This is a genomic window from Paenibacillus agricola (genome assembly GCF_011440305.1).
GTDB lineage: Bacteria > Bacillota > Bacilli > Paenibacillales > NBRC-103111 > Paenibacillus_S > Paenibacillus_S agricola.
This window is the reverse complement of the sequence record NZ_JAAOIW010000022.1, coordinates 73173-87408: the sequence shown is the minus strand read 5'-3', so window position 1 is coordinate 87408 and position 14236 is coordinate 73173. Positions and strand designations below refer to the sequence as shown.

16 protein-coding genes and 4 pseudogenes are annotated in these 14236 nt (G+C 44.3%); 8 read left to right on the top strand and 12 right to left on the bottom strand.

The features are described 5' to 3' along the window. Positions 1 to 216: 216 nt before the first annotated feature. From G9U52_RS34220 to G9U52_RS41140, 5 genes are all read right to left on the bottom strand, one after another. Entirely contained in the window at positions 217 to 702 is a 486-nt protein-coding gene (locus tag G9U52_RS34220; RefSeq protein ID WP_166156426.1) for a YhjD family protein, read from the bottom strand. After that, complete coding sequence (locus G9U52_RS34215; RefSeq protein WP_207953382.1) at positions 699 to 1958, bottom strand: DNA polymerase IV; 1260 nt, start codon at positions 1956 to 1958, stop codon at positions 699 to 701. The genes G9U52_RS34220 and G9U52_RS34215 overlap by 4 nt, the downstream gene beginning before the upstream one ends. Beyond that, entirely contained in the window at positions 1955 to 2164 is a 210-nt protein-coding gene (locus G9U52_RS34210) for a hypothetical protein (RefSeq protein WP_166156420.1), read from the bottom strand. Before G9U52_RS34210 ends, G9U52_RS34215 begins: the two co-directional genes overlap by 4 nt. Positions 2165 to 2216: 52 nt before the next feature. Then, positions 2217 to 2387 (bottom strand): LexA family protein, encoded by a 171-nt coding sequence (locus G9U52_RS41975; protein ID WP_375790314.1) that lies wholly within the window; start codon positions 2385 to 2387, stop codon positions 2217 to 2219. Positions 2388 to 2536: 149 nt separating this feature from the next. Beyond that, positions 2537 to 2662, bottom strand: a complete 126-nt coding sequence (locus G9U52_RS41140; RefSeq protein WP_279538792.1) for a hypothetical protein — start codon at positions 2660 to 2662, stop codon at positions 2537 to 2539. On the opposite strand from G9U52_RS41140, the gene G9U52_RS39535 reads away from it, so the two are divergent. Together G9U52_RS39535 and G9U52_RS34200 are read left to right on the top strand one after the other, a co-directional pair. After that, positions 2601 to 2831, top strand: a complete 231-nt coding sequence (locus G9U52_RS39535; RefSeq protein ID WP_207953385.1) for a hypothetical protein — start codon at positions 2601 to 2603, stop codon at positions 2829 to 2831. The two genes, G9U52_RS41140 and G9U52_RS39535, sit on opposite strands and share 62 nt — an antisense overlap. After that, positions 2794 to 3229, top strand: a pseudogene (locus tag G9U52_RS34200) (xylose isomerase); the annotation flags it as partial. The gene G9U52_RS39535 and the pseudogene G9U52_RS34200, both read left to right, overlap by 38 nt. Here the strand turns inward: G9U52_RS34200 and G9U52_RS34195 are convergent. After that, positions 3207 to 3377: an Arm DNA-binding domain-containing protein gene (locus G9U52_RS34195; protein ID WP_166156413.1), complete on the bottom strand. Its 171-nt coding sequence runs from the start codon at positions 3375 to 3377 to the stop codon at positions 3207 to 3209. The pseudogene G9U52_RS34200 and the gene G9U52_RS34195 overlap by 23 nt on opposite strands. A 295-nt stretch (positions 3378 to 3672) precedes the next feature. On the opposite strand from G9U52_RS34195, the gene G9U52_RS34190 reads away from it, so the two are divergent. From G9U52_RS34190 to G9U52_RS34170, 5 genes are all read left to right on the top strand, one after another. Further along, the gene (locus tag G9U52_RS34190) at positions 3673 to 4527 is read left to right on the top strand and encodes an ABC transporter permease (protein ID WP_166156500.1); all 855 of its coding nucleotides are present in this window, start codon (positions 3673 to 3675) and stop codon (positions 4525 to 4527) included. A gap of 28 nt (positions 4528 to 4555) precedes the next feature. After that, the gene (locus G9U52_RS34185; RefSeq protein WP_166156410.1) at positions 4556 to 5437 is read left to right on the top strand and encodes a carbohydrate ABC transporter permease; all 882 of its coding nucleotides are present in this window, start codon (positions 4556 to 4558) and stop codon (positions 5435 to 5437) included. A gap of 83 nt (positions 5438 to 5520) precedes the next feature. After that, positions 5521 to 7143: an extracellular solute-binding protein gene (locus tag G9U52_RS34180; protein ID WP_166156406.1), complete on the top strand. Its 1623-nt coding sequence runs from the start codon at positions 5521 to 5523 to the stop codon at positions 7141 to 7143. Positions 7144 to 7238: 95 nt separating this feature from the next. Then, a complete protein-coding gene (locus G9U52_RS34175) occupies positions 7239 to 8372 on the top strand; it encodes an alpha/beta hydrolase family protein (protein ID WP_166156403.1) in 1134 nt (377 codons plus the stop codon). A gap of 173 nt (positions 8373 to 8545) precedes the next feature. Then, positions 8546 to 10903: a helix-turn-helix domain-containing protein gene (locus G9U52_RS34170; RefSeq protein WP_166156400.1), complete on the top strand. Its 2358-nt coding sequence runs from the start codon at positions 8546 to 8548 to the stop codon at positions 10901 to 10903. Positions 10904 to 11172: 269 nt separating this feature from the next. Here G9U52_RS34170 and G9U52_RS34165 read toward each other — a convergent pair whose 3' ends face one another. The 4 genes and pseudogenes from G9U52_RS34165 to G9U52_RS34150 form a co-directional block, all read right to left on the bottom strand. Further along, positions 11173 to 11364, bottom strand: coding sequence for a hypothetical protein (locus G9U52_RS34165; protein WP_166156397.1), 192 nt, complete (start codon positions 11362 to 11364; stop codon positions 11173 to 11175). Further along, positions 11361 to 12068 carry an HsdM family class I SAM-dependent methyltransferase gene (locus G9U52_RS34160; RefSeq protein ID WP_311764971.1) on the bottom strand — a complete coding sequence of 236 codons (708 nt, stop codon included), beginning with the start codon at positions 12066 to 12068 and terminating at the stop codon, positions 11361 to 11363. The genes G9U52_RS34165 and G9U52_RS34160 overlap by 4 nt, the downstream gene beginning before the upstream one ends. A 37-nt stretch (positions 12069 to 12105) precedes the next feature. Next, positions 12106 to 12381, bottom strand: a pseudogene (locus G9U52_RS34155) (histidine phosphatase family protein); the annotation flags it as partial. Positions 12382 to 12395: 14 nt separating this feature from the next. Beyond that, positions 12396 to 12710: pseudogene (locus G9U52_RS34150) on the bottom strand (NUDIX hydrolase); the annotation flags it as partial. A gap of 187 nt (positions 12711 to 12897) precedes the next feature. On the opposite strand from G9U52_RS34150, the gene G9U52_RS41505 reads away from it, so the two are divergent. Further along, positions 12898 to 13176, top strand: coding sequence for a hypothetical protein (locus G9U52_RS41505; protein WP_311764970.1), 279 nt, complete (start codon positions 12898 to 12900; stop codon positions 13174 to 13176). Here G9U52_RS41505 and G9U52_RS34140 read toward each other — a convergent pair. Both G9U52_RS34140 and G9U52_RS34135 read right to left on the bottom strand, forming a co-directional pair. After that, a pseudogene (locus G9U52_RS34140) lies at positions 13098 to 13403 on the bottom strand (reverse transcriptase domain-containing protein); the annotation flags it as partial. The gene G9U52_RS41505 and the pseudogene G9U52_RS34140 sit on opposite strands and share 79 nt — an antisense overlap. Positions 13404 to 13519: 116 nt before the next feature. Then, a complete protein-coding gene (locus tag G9U52_RS34135; protein ID WP_207953381.1) occupies positions 13520 to 14185 on the bottom strand; it encodes a GntR family transcriptional regulator in 666 nt (221 codons plus the stop codon). Positions 14186 to 14236: the final 51 nt, after the last annotated feature.

Below are 14236 nucleotides of genomic sequence, written 5' to 3'. Positions count from 1 at the left end.
CATGGCATAAAGGAGACGATCATTAATCGATATGCTCAACACGAAGATATGAACCGAACCATGTGCTTATTTGAGAAAGAAGGAAGATACTACGAACATATCCAAAAAAGACGCGACCGATAAAAACCAGCAATGATCGTTTTTGTGAACTGAGGAGTCCTTCAGAATAAATAGCAGTGAAAAAGAAGCCCTAAGGATAAACTCATCCCTAGGGCTCTAAACGTCTTTAATAATATTCAGCATGCTTTTAACATACTCGCCAAGCATAACACTGAGCCGAGACTTCACCACATCGCGCATGATTGCAAACGGATACTCGTAGCCGCGGCAAAGATATTTATAGTTCAGGTCATCATCAGGACGTATATCTTCATAAACCTTGATTTTCCTTGCCTTCAGCTCGTTTTTATTTTTGACCATTTCAGTATGGATCCGGTGCATAAGGATTTGAGTTGCTGATATATAGTAACGCCTGAGCATGTTGGTGGATACCTCAAACTCTTTCCCATTTTTCTCCACCATAGTAAGTAACATCGGGAGCAAAATAGATTTAAGAATCATTTCATGCTCCTCAGCAGTTGGTTTTTGTACCTGCTTGTTCACTGTCTCTGGATTTTGTCGATTGATCAGTGCTTCTTTGTGTTGCGGCAGTATCATCCTGGAAGACTCCCAGCGACCATTACCTTCAAGCTTTTTACTCATTTGTAATGACCTCCTATAATAAGCGCCCTATGTTTCGCCTTGCCTGCTGCACCAAATGATGAAGCCCTAGCGATTGCGGCGCTGCCAAATCTGTCTTTAATCGAATCTGTAGCTTTTTCTAGCGCTCTTTGCCTCTCTTGGTCTTCGAACATAGTGAGCTGGTAATCAGTATCTTCAATTAGTCCGCTGATAGTCACGCCAGCTCTGCGTACAGGCATTCCATCCCAAAATTGGTAGAACAGCTTTCTGGCTGCCTCGTACACCGTGTTAGTAATGTTAGTTGGATCAGGCATAGTCATTTGCCTAGAGAATCCTGTGGGGGCATCGTAGGGGCTGCACATGCAGCCAACCGTTATAGTCGATCCCATATAGCCTTTACGCCGCGCATCCCTGCATATTTCCTCAGTCAATTCGAGTAAAATCGTATCTATCTGATCTTCTCTAATAAATTCAAATGGAAGGGTCATCATGTGGCTGATAGACTTTGGAGCCACTCTGTGGGTGCTTGGCGTTACCTTAGAATCATCAATGCCATTTGCTGTTTGCCAAAGCAGAGTCGCATGAATATCTGCATTTTTCCCAAATCTAGTCCTAAGCATGCTTTTGAGCTTTGGCAGCGGGGTCTGCGCCAGCTCTTCTATGGTATGGACACCTAATCGGAAGAAATGCTGTGTCATACGCCCTGCAACACCGAACATTTTTTCAATCGGGAGCTTCCATAAATCGTCGGCAATAGTTTCTTTATTCATTATATATATACCTTCAGCATTCTTCTTTCCGAAGTGATCACAGGCTAATTTTGCAATCATCTTTGTACTTGAAACTCCAAACCGTACCTTAACCCCTGTCGCAAGCATGACTTGAATTTGGATCTGCTTTGCCATTTCTTCAGGCGAACCAAACATCCCTACCGAATCGGTCACATCCAAAAACGACTCATCGATGCTAAATATTTCGACAAGATCTGTAAATGATTCATAAATTTCTGTAATTCTAAGAGAAACATCAATATACATTTGCATACGCGGTTTTACTATGATCAGATCAGGACACTTGCTTAGAGCCTCTCCCAGCCGTTCAGCAGTTGCTACTCCATATCCCTTTGCAATAGGGCAAGCACTTAATATAACTCCTGAACGGCGAGATGGGTCGCCAGCAACTGCAAGAGGTTTACCCGTATACTCTGGGTGGGATGCCTTCTCTACGGAGGCATAAAAAGCCTCGCAGTCTATTAAGCAGATGACTTTATCCTTCATACAGAACACTTCTTGGCAAGAGAAATAGCTAGAATATTTTGCAAACTAAATACTCTCAACCTTTTTTTTGTGAAGCAATAAGCACATAAAAAGTTATTTTTTATTGAATGTATCTCAATAAATCGTTGTGTAATGACATTCGGCTTATCTATATATACAATTTCCACTTGTTGACCTACATAACGACTAAGCTGTTTTTTTTCCATCTTCATCACCATCCCATTGCACGATTTTGAGTGTCCGAGGCTTACCACTTTCCTAGTCTATGTATCCAAGTTTTCTCATGCGTTCCAGGTAACCATGAGCTGTGGAAGAAGATTTTAATCCTGTATACAAACAGATATCCTGAATGGATGGTGAATACTTGTGAGTACTTATAAAAGAAACAATAACCGTAAGGATACTTCTTTGCTTTTGAGTTAAATTCATAAGCGCGCAAAACGGGTGATTGCTGCTATCAGGAAAATTCATGACGGCACGGATGTCACGATTGCGATTGTTTGCCATGCCGCTTTTGGCTCTGTTATGCTAAACGAATTGCTGGGGAGGGTCCATGCGATCATAACCGGTTCAGCTTTTCACATGCGGCTATAGCTAGGGTTGATATTGAGGATGACGATACGGTAAGCCTTCGGCTCCTGAATGATGTCGGACATCTTCGGCGGGAGATGGTCACCGAAGGGCTGGACTTGTAGGCTAGCCATTCAAATTAGGGTTTACAAGATGCAAAAAAACAAAATGATTTATTTGCGGCAGGTGAAGCAGAATAATATGTCGGAAATTTTTCGAAGAGATCTGGCGCTACAAGCAGCTGTCGAGGTTGGAACTGGTCGTCGATGCAGCAACTACACTGTCCTTTCTGCAAAAATATGATCTTATGCAGCACTTCAAGCTGAATCTGGAAGCGAACCATGCCACGCTCGCTGGGCATACGTTCGAACATGAGGCTGCGTGTGGCGCGGATCAACGGCGCACTTGGATCAATCGACGCTAACCAAGGCGATTTGCTGCTGGGCTGGGATACGGATGAATTCCCTACGGATCTATACGCCTCAACACTGGCTATGTACGAAATATTGCAAAATGAAGGCGGAATCGGCCGTGGCGGAGTCAACTTCGATGTGAAGGTTCGCCGTACGTCCTTCGAGCCGATTGATGTTGTCTACGCACACATCAATGGTATGGATGCATTCGCCCGCGGGCTACAGGTAGCAGCCAAATTGATCGAAGACCGGGCATTCGAGAGCGTTATCGAAGACCGCTACGCTTCTCCTGCTTTGTTTTGAAGCCCCGCTTTTTATATTGCTGTGGCTTGCCATCTGTTTTAATCCCATGGGTTAATGTAAAGTACCAGCTCTTGTCATCCTTTTTTATGATCCGCACGTACGACGGTTCTGTGATAGCCCCATGCAACTGCATGGGGCTACTCGATTTTTTCGATGATTGTCACATCGGGCTAGTGAATCTTAAGAATAGAATACCGTTTAATCAATTCAATATGGCCACATGAAGAATTGCATATTCCATAAAGAATTATATATTTACATTTCTTACACGTCACCATTAGGATGAAATTCATAACCGAAGTATAGCAGGCCTGCTGATTCTGGATATTTTACAGTTTTAAAATGAATAAACAATAATAATAAGTTAAGAGGTAACTGCGGTGAATAAAACAATTTCTGTCCTTATCCAGTATCGTTATCTTTATTTAATGCTTCTTCCGGTAGTCTTGTACTATTTATTGTTTCATTACGTTCCCATGTTTGGCGCTGTGATCGCCTTTAAGGATTACACTCCCGGGAGAGGAATTATGGGAAGCCCATGGGTAGGCTTCTCAAACTTTACGGATTTTTTTCAAAGCGTTTATCTATGGCGTCTTGTGCGGAATACTATCACTATCAATTTATATGAACTCATTTTCGGATTTCCGGCACCCATCATTCTGGCGCTTATGCTCAATGAAGTCAGGGTACGAATATTTAAGAGTGCGGTGCAGACCATCACCTACCTGCCTCATTTCATATCCGTAGTAATCGCTGTTGGTATCGTTCTGGATTTTTTTTCAACCGACGGCATTATCAATGCATTGGTTGTCGCCATGGGAGGAAAGCCTATTTCTTTCATGACGGAGTCCAGTTTGTTCTATCCCATCTTTGTAGGATCCAATTTGTGGCAGCATCTTGGGTGGCGAAGTATTATCTACCTAGCAGCCTTAAGCGCCATTAATCCTTCCTTGTACGAAGCTGCTAACGTCGATGGTGCCGGCAGATGGGCCAAATTGAAGCACATCACTTTACCCGGTATTATGCCTATCATCGTCATCATGCTCATCCTGCAAATAGGTAATATGATGAGTGTGGGGTTCGAAAAGGTTATGCTTATGTACAATCCTTCCATTTATGAAACAGCAGATGTTATTTCAACCTTTGTTTACCGCAAAGGGCTGCAGGATATGAATTTCAGCTACAGCACCGCGGTTGGCCTGATTAATTCAGCGATAAACTTTACGCTACTGATTTTCGCAAATACTATCAGCCGTAGAGTAAGTGAAAATAGTTTATGGTAGAGTTTATCAGATAAGGAGAACACCGATTATGAAACATTCCGTTTCCATTTCAAATCGTTCATTTGATGTCATCAATTCGACATTGCTCCTGTCATTAATGGTGATAACGGTTTACCCATGCCTGTACGTGTTATTTGCTTCCGTATCTGATGGCGTGGCATTGAATGCCGGGAACAAATTTTTGCTGTGGCCAAGAGGTTTCCAACTGGAATCTTACAAGCGTGTTTTCCTCAACCCCATGCTCTGGATAGGTTACCGCAATACTCTCGTTTACGTAGGGCTGGGTACGGCCTTGAATTTACTGCTGACCTCTTTTGCGGCATATGCTTTATCCCGGCGCTATCTTCCCGGAGGCAAGACTCTTATGAAATTGATTATTTTTACCATGTTCTTCTCCGGGGGGATGATTCCATCCTACCTTCTGGTGATGAATCTTGGAATGATCAACACCATTTTTGCCATGATCATCCCAGGGGCTATCAGCACATGGAATCTTATTATCCTTCGATCGGCCTTTATGGGGCTGCCCCCAAGCCTCGAAGAGTCTGCTAAGATCGATGGGGCCAATGATTTTCTGATTCTGTTCCGGATTGTAATTCCATTGTCCTTGCCTGCGATGTCGGTTATTTTTCTATATTACGCTGTAGGACATTGGAATGCGTTCTTTGACGCCCTTATCTATCTGAGAAAGAGAGAAATGTTTCCCATTCAGATGGTTTTACGTGAAATCCTGATCCTCAACGACCCCTCCATGCTGGTGGGGGTTACCGACACTGTAGACCGCATGCAGGAAACTATACCGCTCAAGTACGCAACCATCGTTGTATCTTCGATTCCCATTTTACTTCTGTATCCGTTTCTCCAGAAGTATTTTGTAAAGGGCATGATGATTGGGGCGATCAAGGAGTAAATGGTGAAGGAATCGCAACAAAATAGGCATGCCGTCCCATTTGGGATATAACATAAAATTAATTAAATCTAGGAGGATTCTTAATGAGAAAGTTAGGTTGGAATAAATCTGGTACTCGTGCCATGGCGGTTTTAATGTCCGTCAGCCTGTTGTCCGCTTGCACACCAGCAGCCTCCGACAAGCCATCGGAAGCCGCAGAGCAAACCAAGGATGCCAAGAAGATGACAAGTATGAAAATATTCACGGAAATGGGTTCATGGGCTTCACAGTCCACAAAAAATTATGGAGAAAATCTGGTATTTCAGGAAATGGAGAAAAAGACGGGCGTGAAGGTGGACTGGATTCACCCCCCATCGGGCCAGGGAAAAGAACAATTCAATCTGATGATCGCCTCCAATGATTTGCCGGATGTGATCGTATACGATTGGTTCAACGTTCCAGGAGGAGCAAAAAAATACGTTGATGATGGGGTTATCCTTGATCTAACGCCTTATATAGAGAAGCAGGCGCCCAATTTCACGAAGCTTATGAATGAAAATCCAGAGGCCAAAAAGCAGACTATGGATGATGCAAGTAAGTACTATTGTCTTCCTATGCTGCGTCTTCAGGATTCTCTAAGAGTTACGGATGGGCCTCAAATTCGTGTGGACTGGCTTGATAAGCTTGGCCTGAAAAAGCCGACAACCATTGATGAATGGTACAATGTGCTGAAGGCGATTAAAACCGGGGACCCTAATGGCAATGGCAAGCAGGATGAATGGCCTATGACCGGCCAGAAGTTTACAGGCGGCAACGGGATCGGAAACTTAGCAGCGGCATGGGGCATATCCTATGATTTCTATATTGATAGCGGCCAAGTCAAATATGGACCTATGAATCCTAAATTTAAGGAGGTTTTGACGTTCATCAACAAGCTCTTCGCAGAGGGTTTAATTGATCCGGATTACATGCTGAATAATAGGGAAAAACAGGACTCCAAGGTGATTAGCGCTGTATCCGGGGCATTGTTTGCGGTTCAGCCCAGCAACTTTATGAGAACTATGGCAGAATCCGGACGGGATCCGAAATTTCAGATGAGTGGTATTTCATGGCCTGTGGGACCAGCAGGAAAGGCTTATTCGCTAAGCAGTTCGTACACTTACCAGGCCGTATCCCCCTGTGTGGCAGTGACCAAGAAGGCAAAAAATCCGGAAGAAATTATATCGTGGCTGGATTATGCCTATGGCAAAGAAGGCAACCTTCTATTTAACCTTGGCGTAGAAAACCAGACCTATACAATGAAAGATGGTAAAGCAATTAACACTGACCTCATTGAAAAAAATAAAGATGGATTGTCCTCATCTGCTGCCCTTGGCAAATACACTATGGCTCTTAACGGATGGGGCATGTCACAGGATATTCTTTATCATCAACAACTTATGAGTCAATATGGTTATCCTGCTGCGGAAAACTGGCGTACTTCGGATACAAGTTTGATTTTACCCCGTCTTTCCTTTACAGCGGAGGAAACCCAGGTCGTAGCGCGCAGTAAGACTGACGTTGATACTTATGCTTTGGAAATGTTTGACAAGTTTACGACAGGTAAAGAGCCTCTCGCCAACTATGATAAATTTATGCAGCGTTTAAAGGACATGGGAATCGATAATCTGACCAAGACTTATCAGGCAGCTTATGATCGATATCAGAAACGCGGAAACAATAAATGATTGTAACGAGTGTCTCGCAGCAGTTCTGCCTGCGAGATACTTGTATTTGGACAACAGACCTAAAAATAGTTTGTGAAGAAAGTGAGTGAGGAAAAATGTCGAATCATTTTTATAAGAGCCCCTTACTGCCCGATCCTCTTTTGGGGTGCGAAGGAGAAAAGATCCTTACTGCAGAGCAATGGCAGCAAATACGGCGTCCTGAGATTCTGGAATTGTTTCATGAGCATGTCTACGGCAGGGCTCCACTACAACGCCCCCAATACTTGAGATTTATAACCGTGGATAAAGGCGAAGGATGGATGGGCGGAAAAGCGGTGAGGAAAAAAATAGATATCGGTTATGAAGGCCCTGGGGGAAACGGCGTCATACATCTTTATCTTTTTGTTCCCGCTCAAGCCATCCGACCAGTTCCAACTTTCCTTCTGATCTGTAACCGGGAAGCTGAGAATATGGATCCAGACCGAGAGGTGCAGAGCCCATTCTGGCCGGCGGAACATATAGTATCCAGGGGCTATGCGGCAGCGGTTTTTCACGTCGAGGACCTGGATCCAGATAAACATGACGGATTTAAGAACGGTGTTCACGGTATTTTTGATCCGCCGGAGGTTCCTCGACCTAAAGATGCCTGGGGTACGCTTGCTGCTTGGGCATGGGGAGCCAGTCGCGTCATGGATTATTTGGAAACCGACCCGGATATCGACGATAAAAGCGTAGCCCTCGTCGGCCATTCCAGAGGCGGCAAGACAGCGCTATGGTGTGGGGCACAGGATGAGCGCTTCGCCATGGTGGTTAGCAATGACTCAGGTTGCGGCGGAGCTGCAATCACCCGATGCAAAAAGGGCGAAACCATTAACAATATAAATGAACGTTTTCCCCACTGGTTTTGTGAAAATTACAAGAGCTTTAACGGCAGGGAAAATGAGTTGCCGATAGACCAACACATGCTGCTATCCCTAATTGCTCCCCGGCTACTTTATGTTGCAAGTGCTTCTGAGGACACATGGGCGGATCCGGATTCGGAATTTCTTGCTTGTACCCACGCTGAACGTGTCTATAACCTGCTCGGCCTCAAAGGTTTGGAAACCTTAGATATGCCGGCACCCGAATGCCCACTGCATCAGGGAAGCATTGGATATCATCTGAGAACCGGCAAACATGATCTGACCCTTTTTGATTGGAATTGTTTTATGGATTATGCGGACCGCCATATGAAGGAAGCTCGATTGTAAGCTCATAAGTTCATGCTAAAGTTGATTCTTTTATCTCTTAATTGTAACCTACAAATTAATTGGCTATGGTATACTCATAAGAAAACCGCAACAGTTAATAAAGTAAACCGTCACATCTATCAACAGGACGAGTATTGTATGATTTACAAAGTGAATGAGAGTGGGTGAAAACGATGGGTATTTGGAAGCATCTTTACAATTTGAAAAAAGAGAATCTTTTTTTATGGTATTTTGTCTCCTATACCCTCATGCTGGTCATTCCCATCGGCATCATCTCGGTCATCGTTTATGGAAGTCTTCTACGTACTCTGGAGGAAGAGACCGTAAAATCCAACATAACCGTCATCAATCAAGCTCGGAATACCATTGATATGAATCTGAGAGAGCTGGACCAATTTGCCTTTGAAATATCCAATAATCCCAATGTATACGATTTTGTATCTAGTAAAGAGACAGATGTTGTCGAGGCCAATATTAAGATGAAGAATATTATAAAGGATATCAATATTTCTGGTGTAAATGTGTCTAAAAACTTTGGTGAGGCAATCGGCATCTACTCTATAAAAAACGACATTATTATATCCAACACCACTAAGTACGAACCCGATTCTTTTTACAAGACGTTTGCAAACAACGAAAGCATTCCCTATCTTACCTGGATATCACAAGTCAAGAGTGCCACTAGCCGCCAGTTCTGGCCAGCAGTCACTACGATGAGTAAAAATAAGTCAGACCAAAGAAGCATAACCTATCTGCAGCCGCTTACCCAATTCGGGATCAGCAACAACGCGGTCCTGATTACTATAATGGCAGAAGATAAGATCTGGAATTTCTTTGGAAAAGGCGACATGGATACGAAGAGTTACCGTGCGATCCTTGATAAGGACAACCAGTTGATTACTTCTGCGCCGGGTTCCATCGATTCCATACCCGTTGATTATTCCACACTATTCCAAAATGGTCGTGATCATCTGTTTTTCAACCATGACGGGAAAAAATACATTGCGATCTATTCCTTTTCCCTGGTGATTGGCTGGAAATATGTAACTATACTCCCGGTCACCGTTTTCATGGAGAAAATATCCTACATGTATCTCCTGTTTTCTGTGGTTCTGTTGATCTGCATTCTACTGGGCCTTGCCCTGTCCTATATTTTTTCCGTACAAAATTACAAGCCCGTCATAAGTGCCCTTCAATGGATCCGTGTAAACCAGAAGGAAGAGATCGTAAGCCAAAAAGGCGAATATGAGACCATCATGAGCACGATCAAGGAGATGTTTACAGAAAACCACCTGCTGGAGAACCAGCTTCACAAACAGCTCCCCATTCTGAAAGTTCACTTTCTGCTCAGACTGCTGAAAAATGATACCATTGATGCCACTGAAGTGAATGAACTTCTGGAATTTCATTCGATGAGGTTTCCCTACGGTTTTTATATGGTTGCCGTAGTAAATATTGATGATTACAGCCGATTTCTGCAAAAGGAAGTTGGCGCAGGCAAAAGCCTGGTCCGTTTTGTGATCAGCAACATCTGCGAGGAAGTCATCAGGACCAAAGGACATGGGTTTGCCTTCGAGATTGAAGGGGATAAAGTTGCGCTTCTGATCAATACGGATGCACCATTGGAAGTAGAGGGCGAAGATACTCCTGGCGGCATACTGAGGCAGATTAAGGACTACCTGAATACAAAATTTAAAATCGAGGTAAGCATAGGCGTGGGTAGTGGATATTCCAGCTTGGAGATGATTCACCAATCCTATAATGAAGCCATTACCGCATTGAACTACGGGCTGATCCGGGCAAGAAACGTCATTATCAACTTCGAACACACCAAAGAGTATGCTAATAATATTCATTACCCTCTGGAAAAGGAAAATCAGCTGATCAATTATGTGAAAATGGGGGATTTTCCTTCAGTAGAAAGCTCTCTGGACAAAATTTATGAAATCAATTTCATACACCGGAAGCTCTCCCCGGGAATGATATACTGCCTCCTTAACAATATGGTTAGCACATCCTTTAAAATCCTGGAGGAAATCCAATTGGACTACCGGGATATATTTGATGAAGAGACGGATGTCTTCCAGGGCATTAGCAACAGTAAGGACGTTGAAAGCATCTTTGTCAAAATTAAGGGGATTTTTAACAGGCTCTGCGTCTTAATCAACGATAAAAAGGCATTTAGCAATGTTTACTTGCGAGATGGGATCATCCAATACATTTGTGGGCTATATGCGGATAAAGATTTGTCCCTGGTTAAAGTGGCCAACCATTTCAATCTTTCGCCTCCCTATATCAGCACATTTTTCAAACAGCAGACAGGGTACAATTTTTCCGATTATTTGAACCGCTTTCGCGTACAGCGGGCAAAGGATCTCCTTGCGGAGGAAGGTCTATCCATTCAGGAGATTGCGGACCAGATTGGCTATAACAGTGCAAATACGTTTATTAGAATATTCAAAAAATATGAATCCGTAACTCCCGGGCAATACAAGGAGAGCCGGCGCGCCGGTGCTGTCCCGGTATTATAGGTATGAAGTTATTTGGGAATACCTTGAATCTACTTGGGAGAATGAAAATGAAGGGTTTGACGTATCTTGAAGGCGCGGCTGGGATAGAGAAGTTCACCCAAACACGTCCAGGAGATGGATTCCCAGAACATGTTGCTGCATCGAGGAAGCTATTGTCTCGTGAAGTAAACGCCTGCATAGAAGGAATACGCTCCGTTTATCCCGACTGTATTATTGACGTTTGGGACGGTCATGGTCACTTTTTGGGACAGGGGTTCGACTCGATTGAATCAAAAATAGCGACGGTACGGTCGGTTGCGTTCAAAAGACGCTTCCTGGTGTACCGTCGCACTGCCTAGGGGAAGTCTATATTTAGTTGTACGATAAGGAATAATTTGGTTGGAGGCGCCACCCGGAGTCGAACACGGGGATAAAGCTTTTGCAGAGCTCTGCTTGTACTCCGAATATCTGGAAAAGCTCATACCTTTAATCCCTCCAGCATCGCTTTTATACGCTCTGTAACCGCCATGAGATCGGCATCAATTTCCTCCAATGGGCGTGGCGGCTGAAACACGTAGAAATGCCGGTTGAAGGGTATCTCGTAACCTACCTTGGTTTTATCGTGATCGATCCAGGCGTCTGCGACATGGGGAAGCACTTCTCGCTTGAAGTAGACAATTACATCCTCATTCAGTGGTACGTTCTCTGTGTCACGTAGGCTAGAATCAGGCTGTGGCTTGCCTTTCAGCTTACCCTTTTGTCCTAATAGGATGTTGCCGATTTCATCACGTATTGGCCTCTCTACAGTGACGGTACGGTATCCAAAGTCGGTGTTATGAAAGATGCGGCTGATTGGCTTCCCGTCTTTATTAGCTTCCGAGAAGCTGCCAAATAGTTGGGTGATCTCGGCGATGTGATCCTCGGCCAGTTCCTTGCGCTTACTGCCCAGTGATTTGCGGATCTTCTGCCACATACTACTGGCGTCAATCAGCTGCACTTTACCTTTGCGATACTCGGGTTTGCGGTTGGAAAGAATCCATATATAGGTAGAGATACCAGTGTTGTAAAACATGTCCGTAGGCAAACCAACAATTGCTTCCAACAGATCGTTTTCAAGCACGTAGCGGCGTATTTCACTTTCGCCGCTGCCTGCTCCTCCGGTAAACAGTGGCGCTCCATTAAGCACGATGCCGAGCTTTGTCCCCCAACCCGCAGGACGGTTAGGATAAGCCGGCTAGCACTCCGTTATTATATTCCATTAAATCAGCTTCAAATCGGACCGGGCATCCAACGGTACTGCCGAGTACTGAAGCGGTTTCAATTGCCCGTTTCAAAGTGCTTGCCCATATGTAATCCAGCGGGAATTTGGCCTTCACCTGCTGAGCCATCGCCTGTACTTGCTGCCGGCCTGCTGCGGTCAATTCGAAATCAGCTCGTCCTTCGTGGACATGCAGAAGGTCTGCCTCGGATTCACCGTGCCTAATTAATAAAATTTGCATGTCATTGCTCCTTTTTATAACCCAATATAGCGTTTATGTCCTTGATAGCTTCCAGCTTGGGGAAATTCATCGAGAACCAGATTCATGAACGTTTCCGAGAATCCATACTCGGGCAAAGCGCGGATAGGAACCATTAACACATCATGGATGTGAGTAGTCTCAAATTCATTGGTAGGACGGGTAAGCTCGCCAGACTTTTTGTGCAATAGGAAGGTGATATGAACCAGAGAAGGCTCGGCTTCGGGCAGATCGCACACATAAAGAAGCTTTACGATGCCTACATCAAGCCCGGTTTCTTCCTTCATCTCTCGGATCAACGCCCTATCGAGTGCCAGCTCACCCACGATCGCCATCTTGCTGTTTCAAAAAAATATGGCTGGTGAACTCGATCCGACAGAGATTATCACGCATAAAGCACCTATGGATCAGGCACACGACGCGTATAACACCTTTTACAACCACGCAGACGAATGCAATAAATTCATCTTGAAGCCTTAAATAATGGCATGAGAAGACATGATGGCTCCCAAACCACTAGACTTACAACAGGGGGGCTTGCTGTCAACACTGCTCTCGAATATTGTGCTGAATGACCTCGATCACTGGGTAGCTGGTCAATGGGAACTCTTTCCGCTGACGCAACCTTTCAAATCAAGAGCTGGCGAAAGGTACGCGAAAATACGCTCTAGCCTGAAAGAAGGCTACCTGGTGAGGAAGCCTTTTGAAGGTATTCCTTCTCCCTTGATTTCAGCTTTTAGCATTTTAGAGATGCACGCTAAAACCTTTTTATCCTGAATGCCCATATTCCAAAGTTGCTTCACGAGCAAGGTATGGTTGACGTTGTCGAAGAACCCCTTTATGTCAATGTCGACTACAAAATACATCGACGCCTGATTGATAAGGAATGGAACTCTTGCCATGGCATGGTGTGTTGATCGAAGGGGTCCTTTAGCTATGGGCTCAAGGACTTGCTTAAAGCACTGCTGAATAATGCGGTCGAGGATACAAGGGATGCCAAGCGGTCAACAGCCTCCACGAAGACCCGATACTCACTTTCGGATAGTTCTCGAAAGCTCGCACGGCCGCTTTGGCAACCTCGATGCGTTCGCGACCGTACTGCCACTGGCGTAATTAGATGTTAATCGATGAATATTTTTAATAATTCACTTTGCGCTCGTCTTATATGTGCATCCACTATTGCGACAGCCTTGTAGGTATCGCCTTGCTGTAGGTGGTGTAATATTTCTGTATGCTGTGCGTATTGGGAAATCATCCGCTCAAAGGCATTCGCATAAAAAGCTCTTGCAGTAATGTAATGCGTATTTAATTGAACGAAAGAGTTCACCAAAATTTCATTTCTGCTTAGACCTACAAGAAGCATGTGAAACTTGTGATCGGCATCATTATACGCTAGATATTCAAACGATTTTTTTTCGCTCATTTGATTCATAAGTTCCGTTTCTTTCTCAAGAGCTTGAAGGCTCTCAGGATCCACTGTTCCATTGGTAACAGCAAAGACCTCGATCATCCGACGGGCTTCCATAATATTGAGGACATCGATACGATTGAATTTGCGCACAAAAGTTCCGACCCGCGGCCTGATTTCCATAAGCCCTTCCTGAGCCAGACGGTTAAGCGCCTCTTTGACAGGCTGACGGCTTACGTTCAATTGAGTTGAAATTTGTCCGATATCAATCTGTTCCCCAGGTTTATATAGGTTTTGGAACAAAGAAAGTCGAATACGACGATATACTTCGTCGGTCAACGTTTTTAAAACAATGGGTCCATTCAGCAAATAAATCACTCCGTATTAGAATTATTGACAACGCATATTGTACACTTGATCTTCCGACAA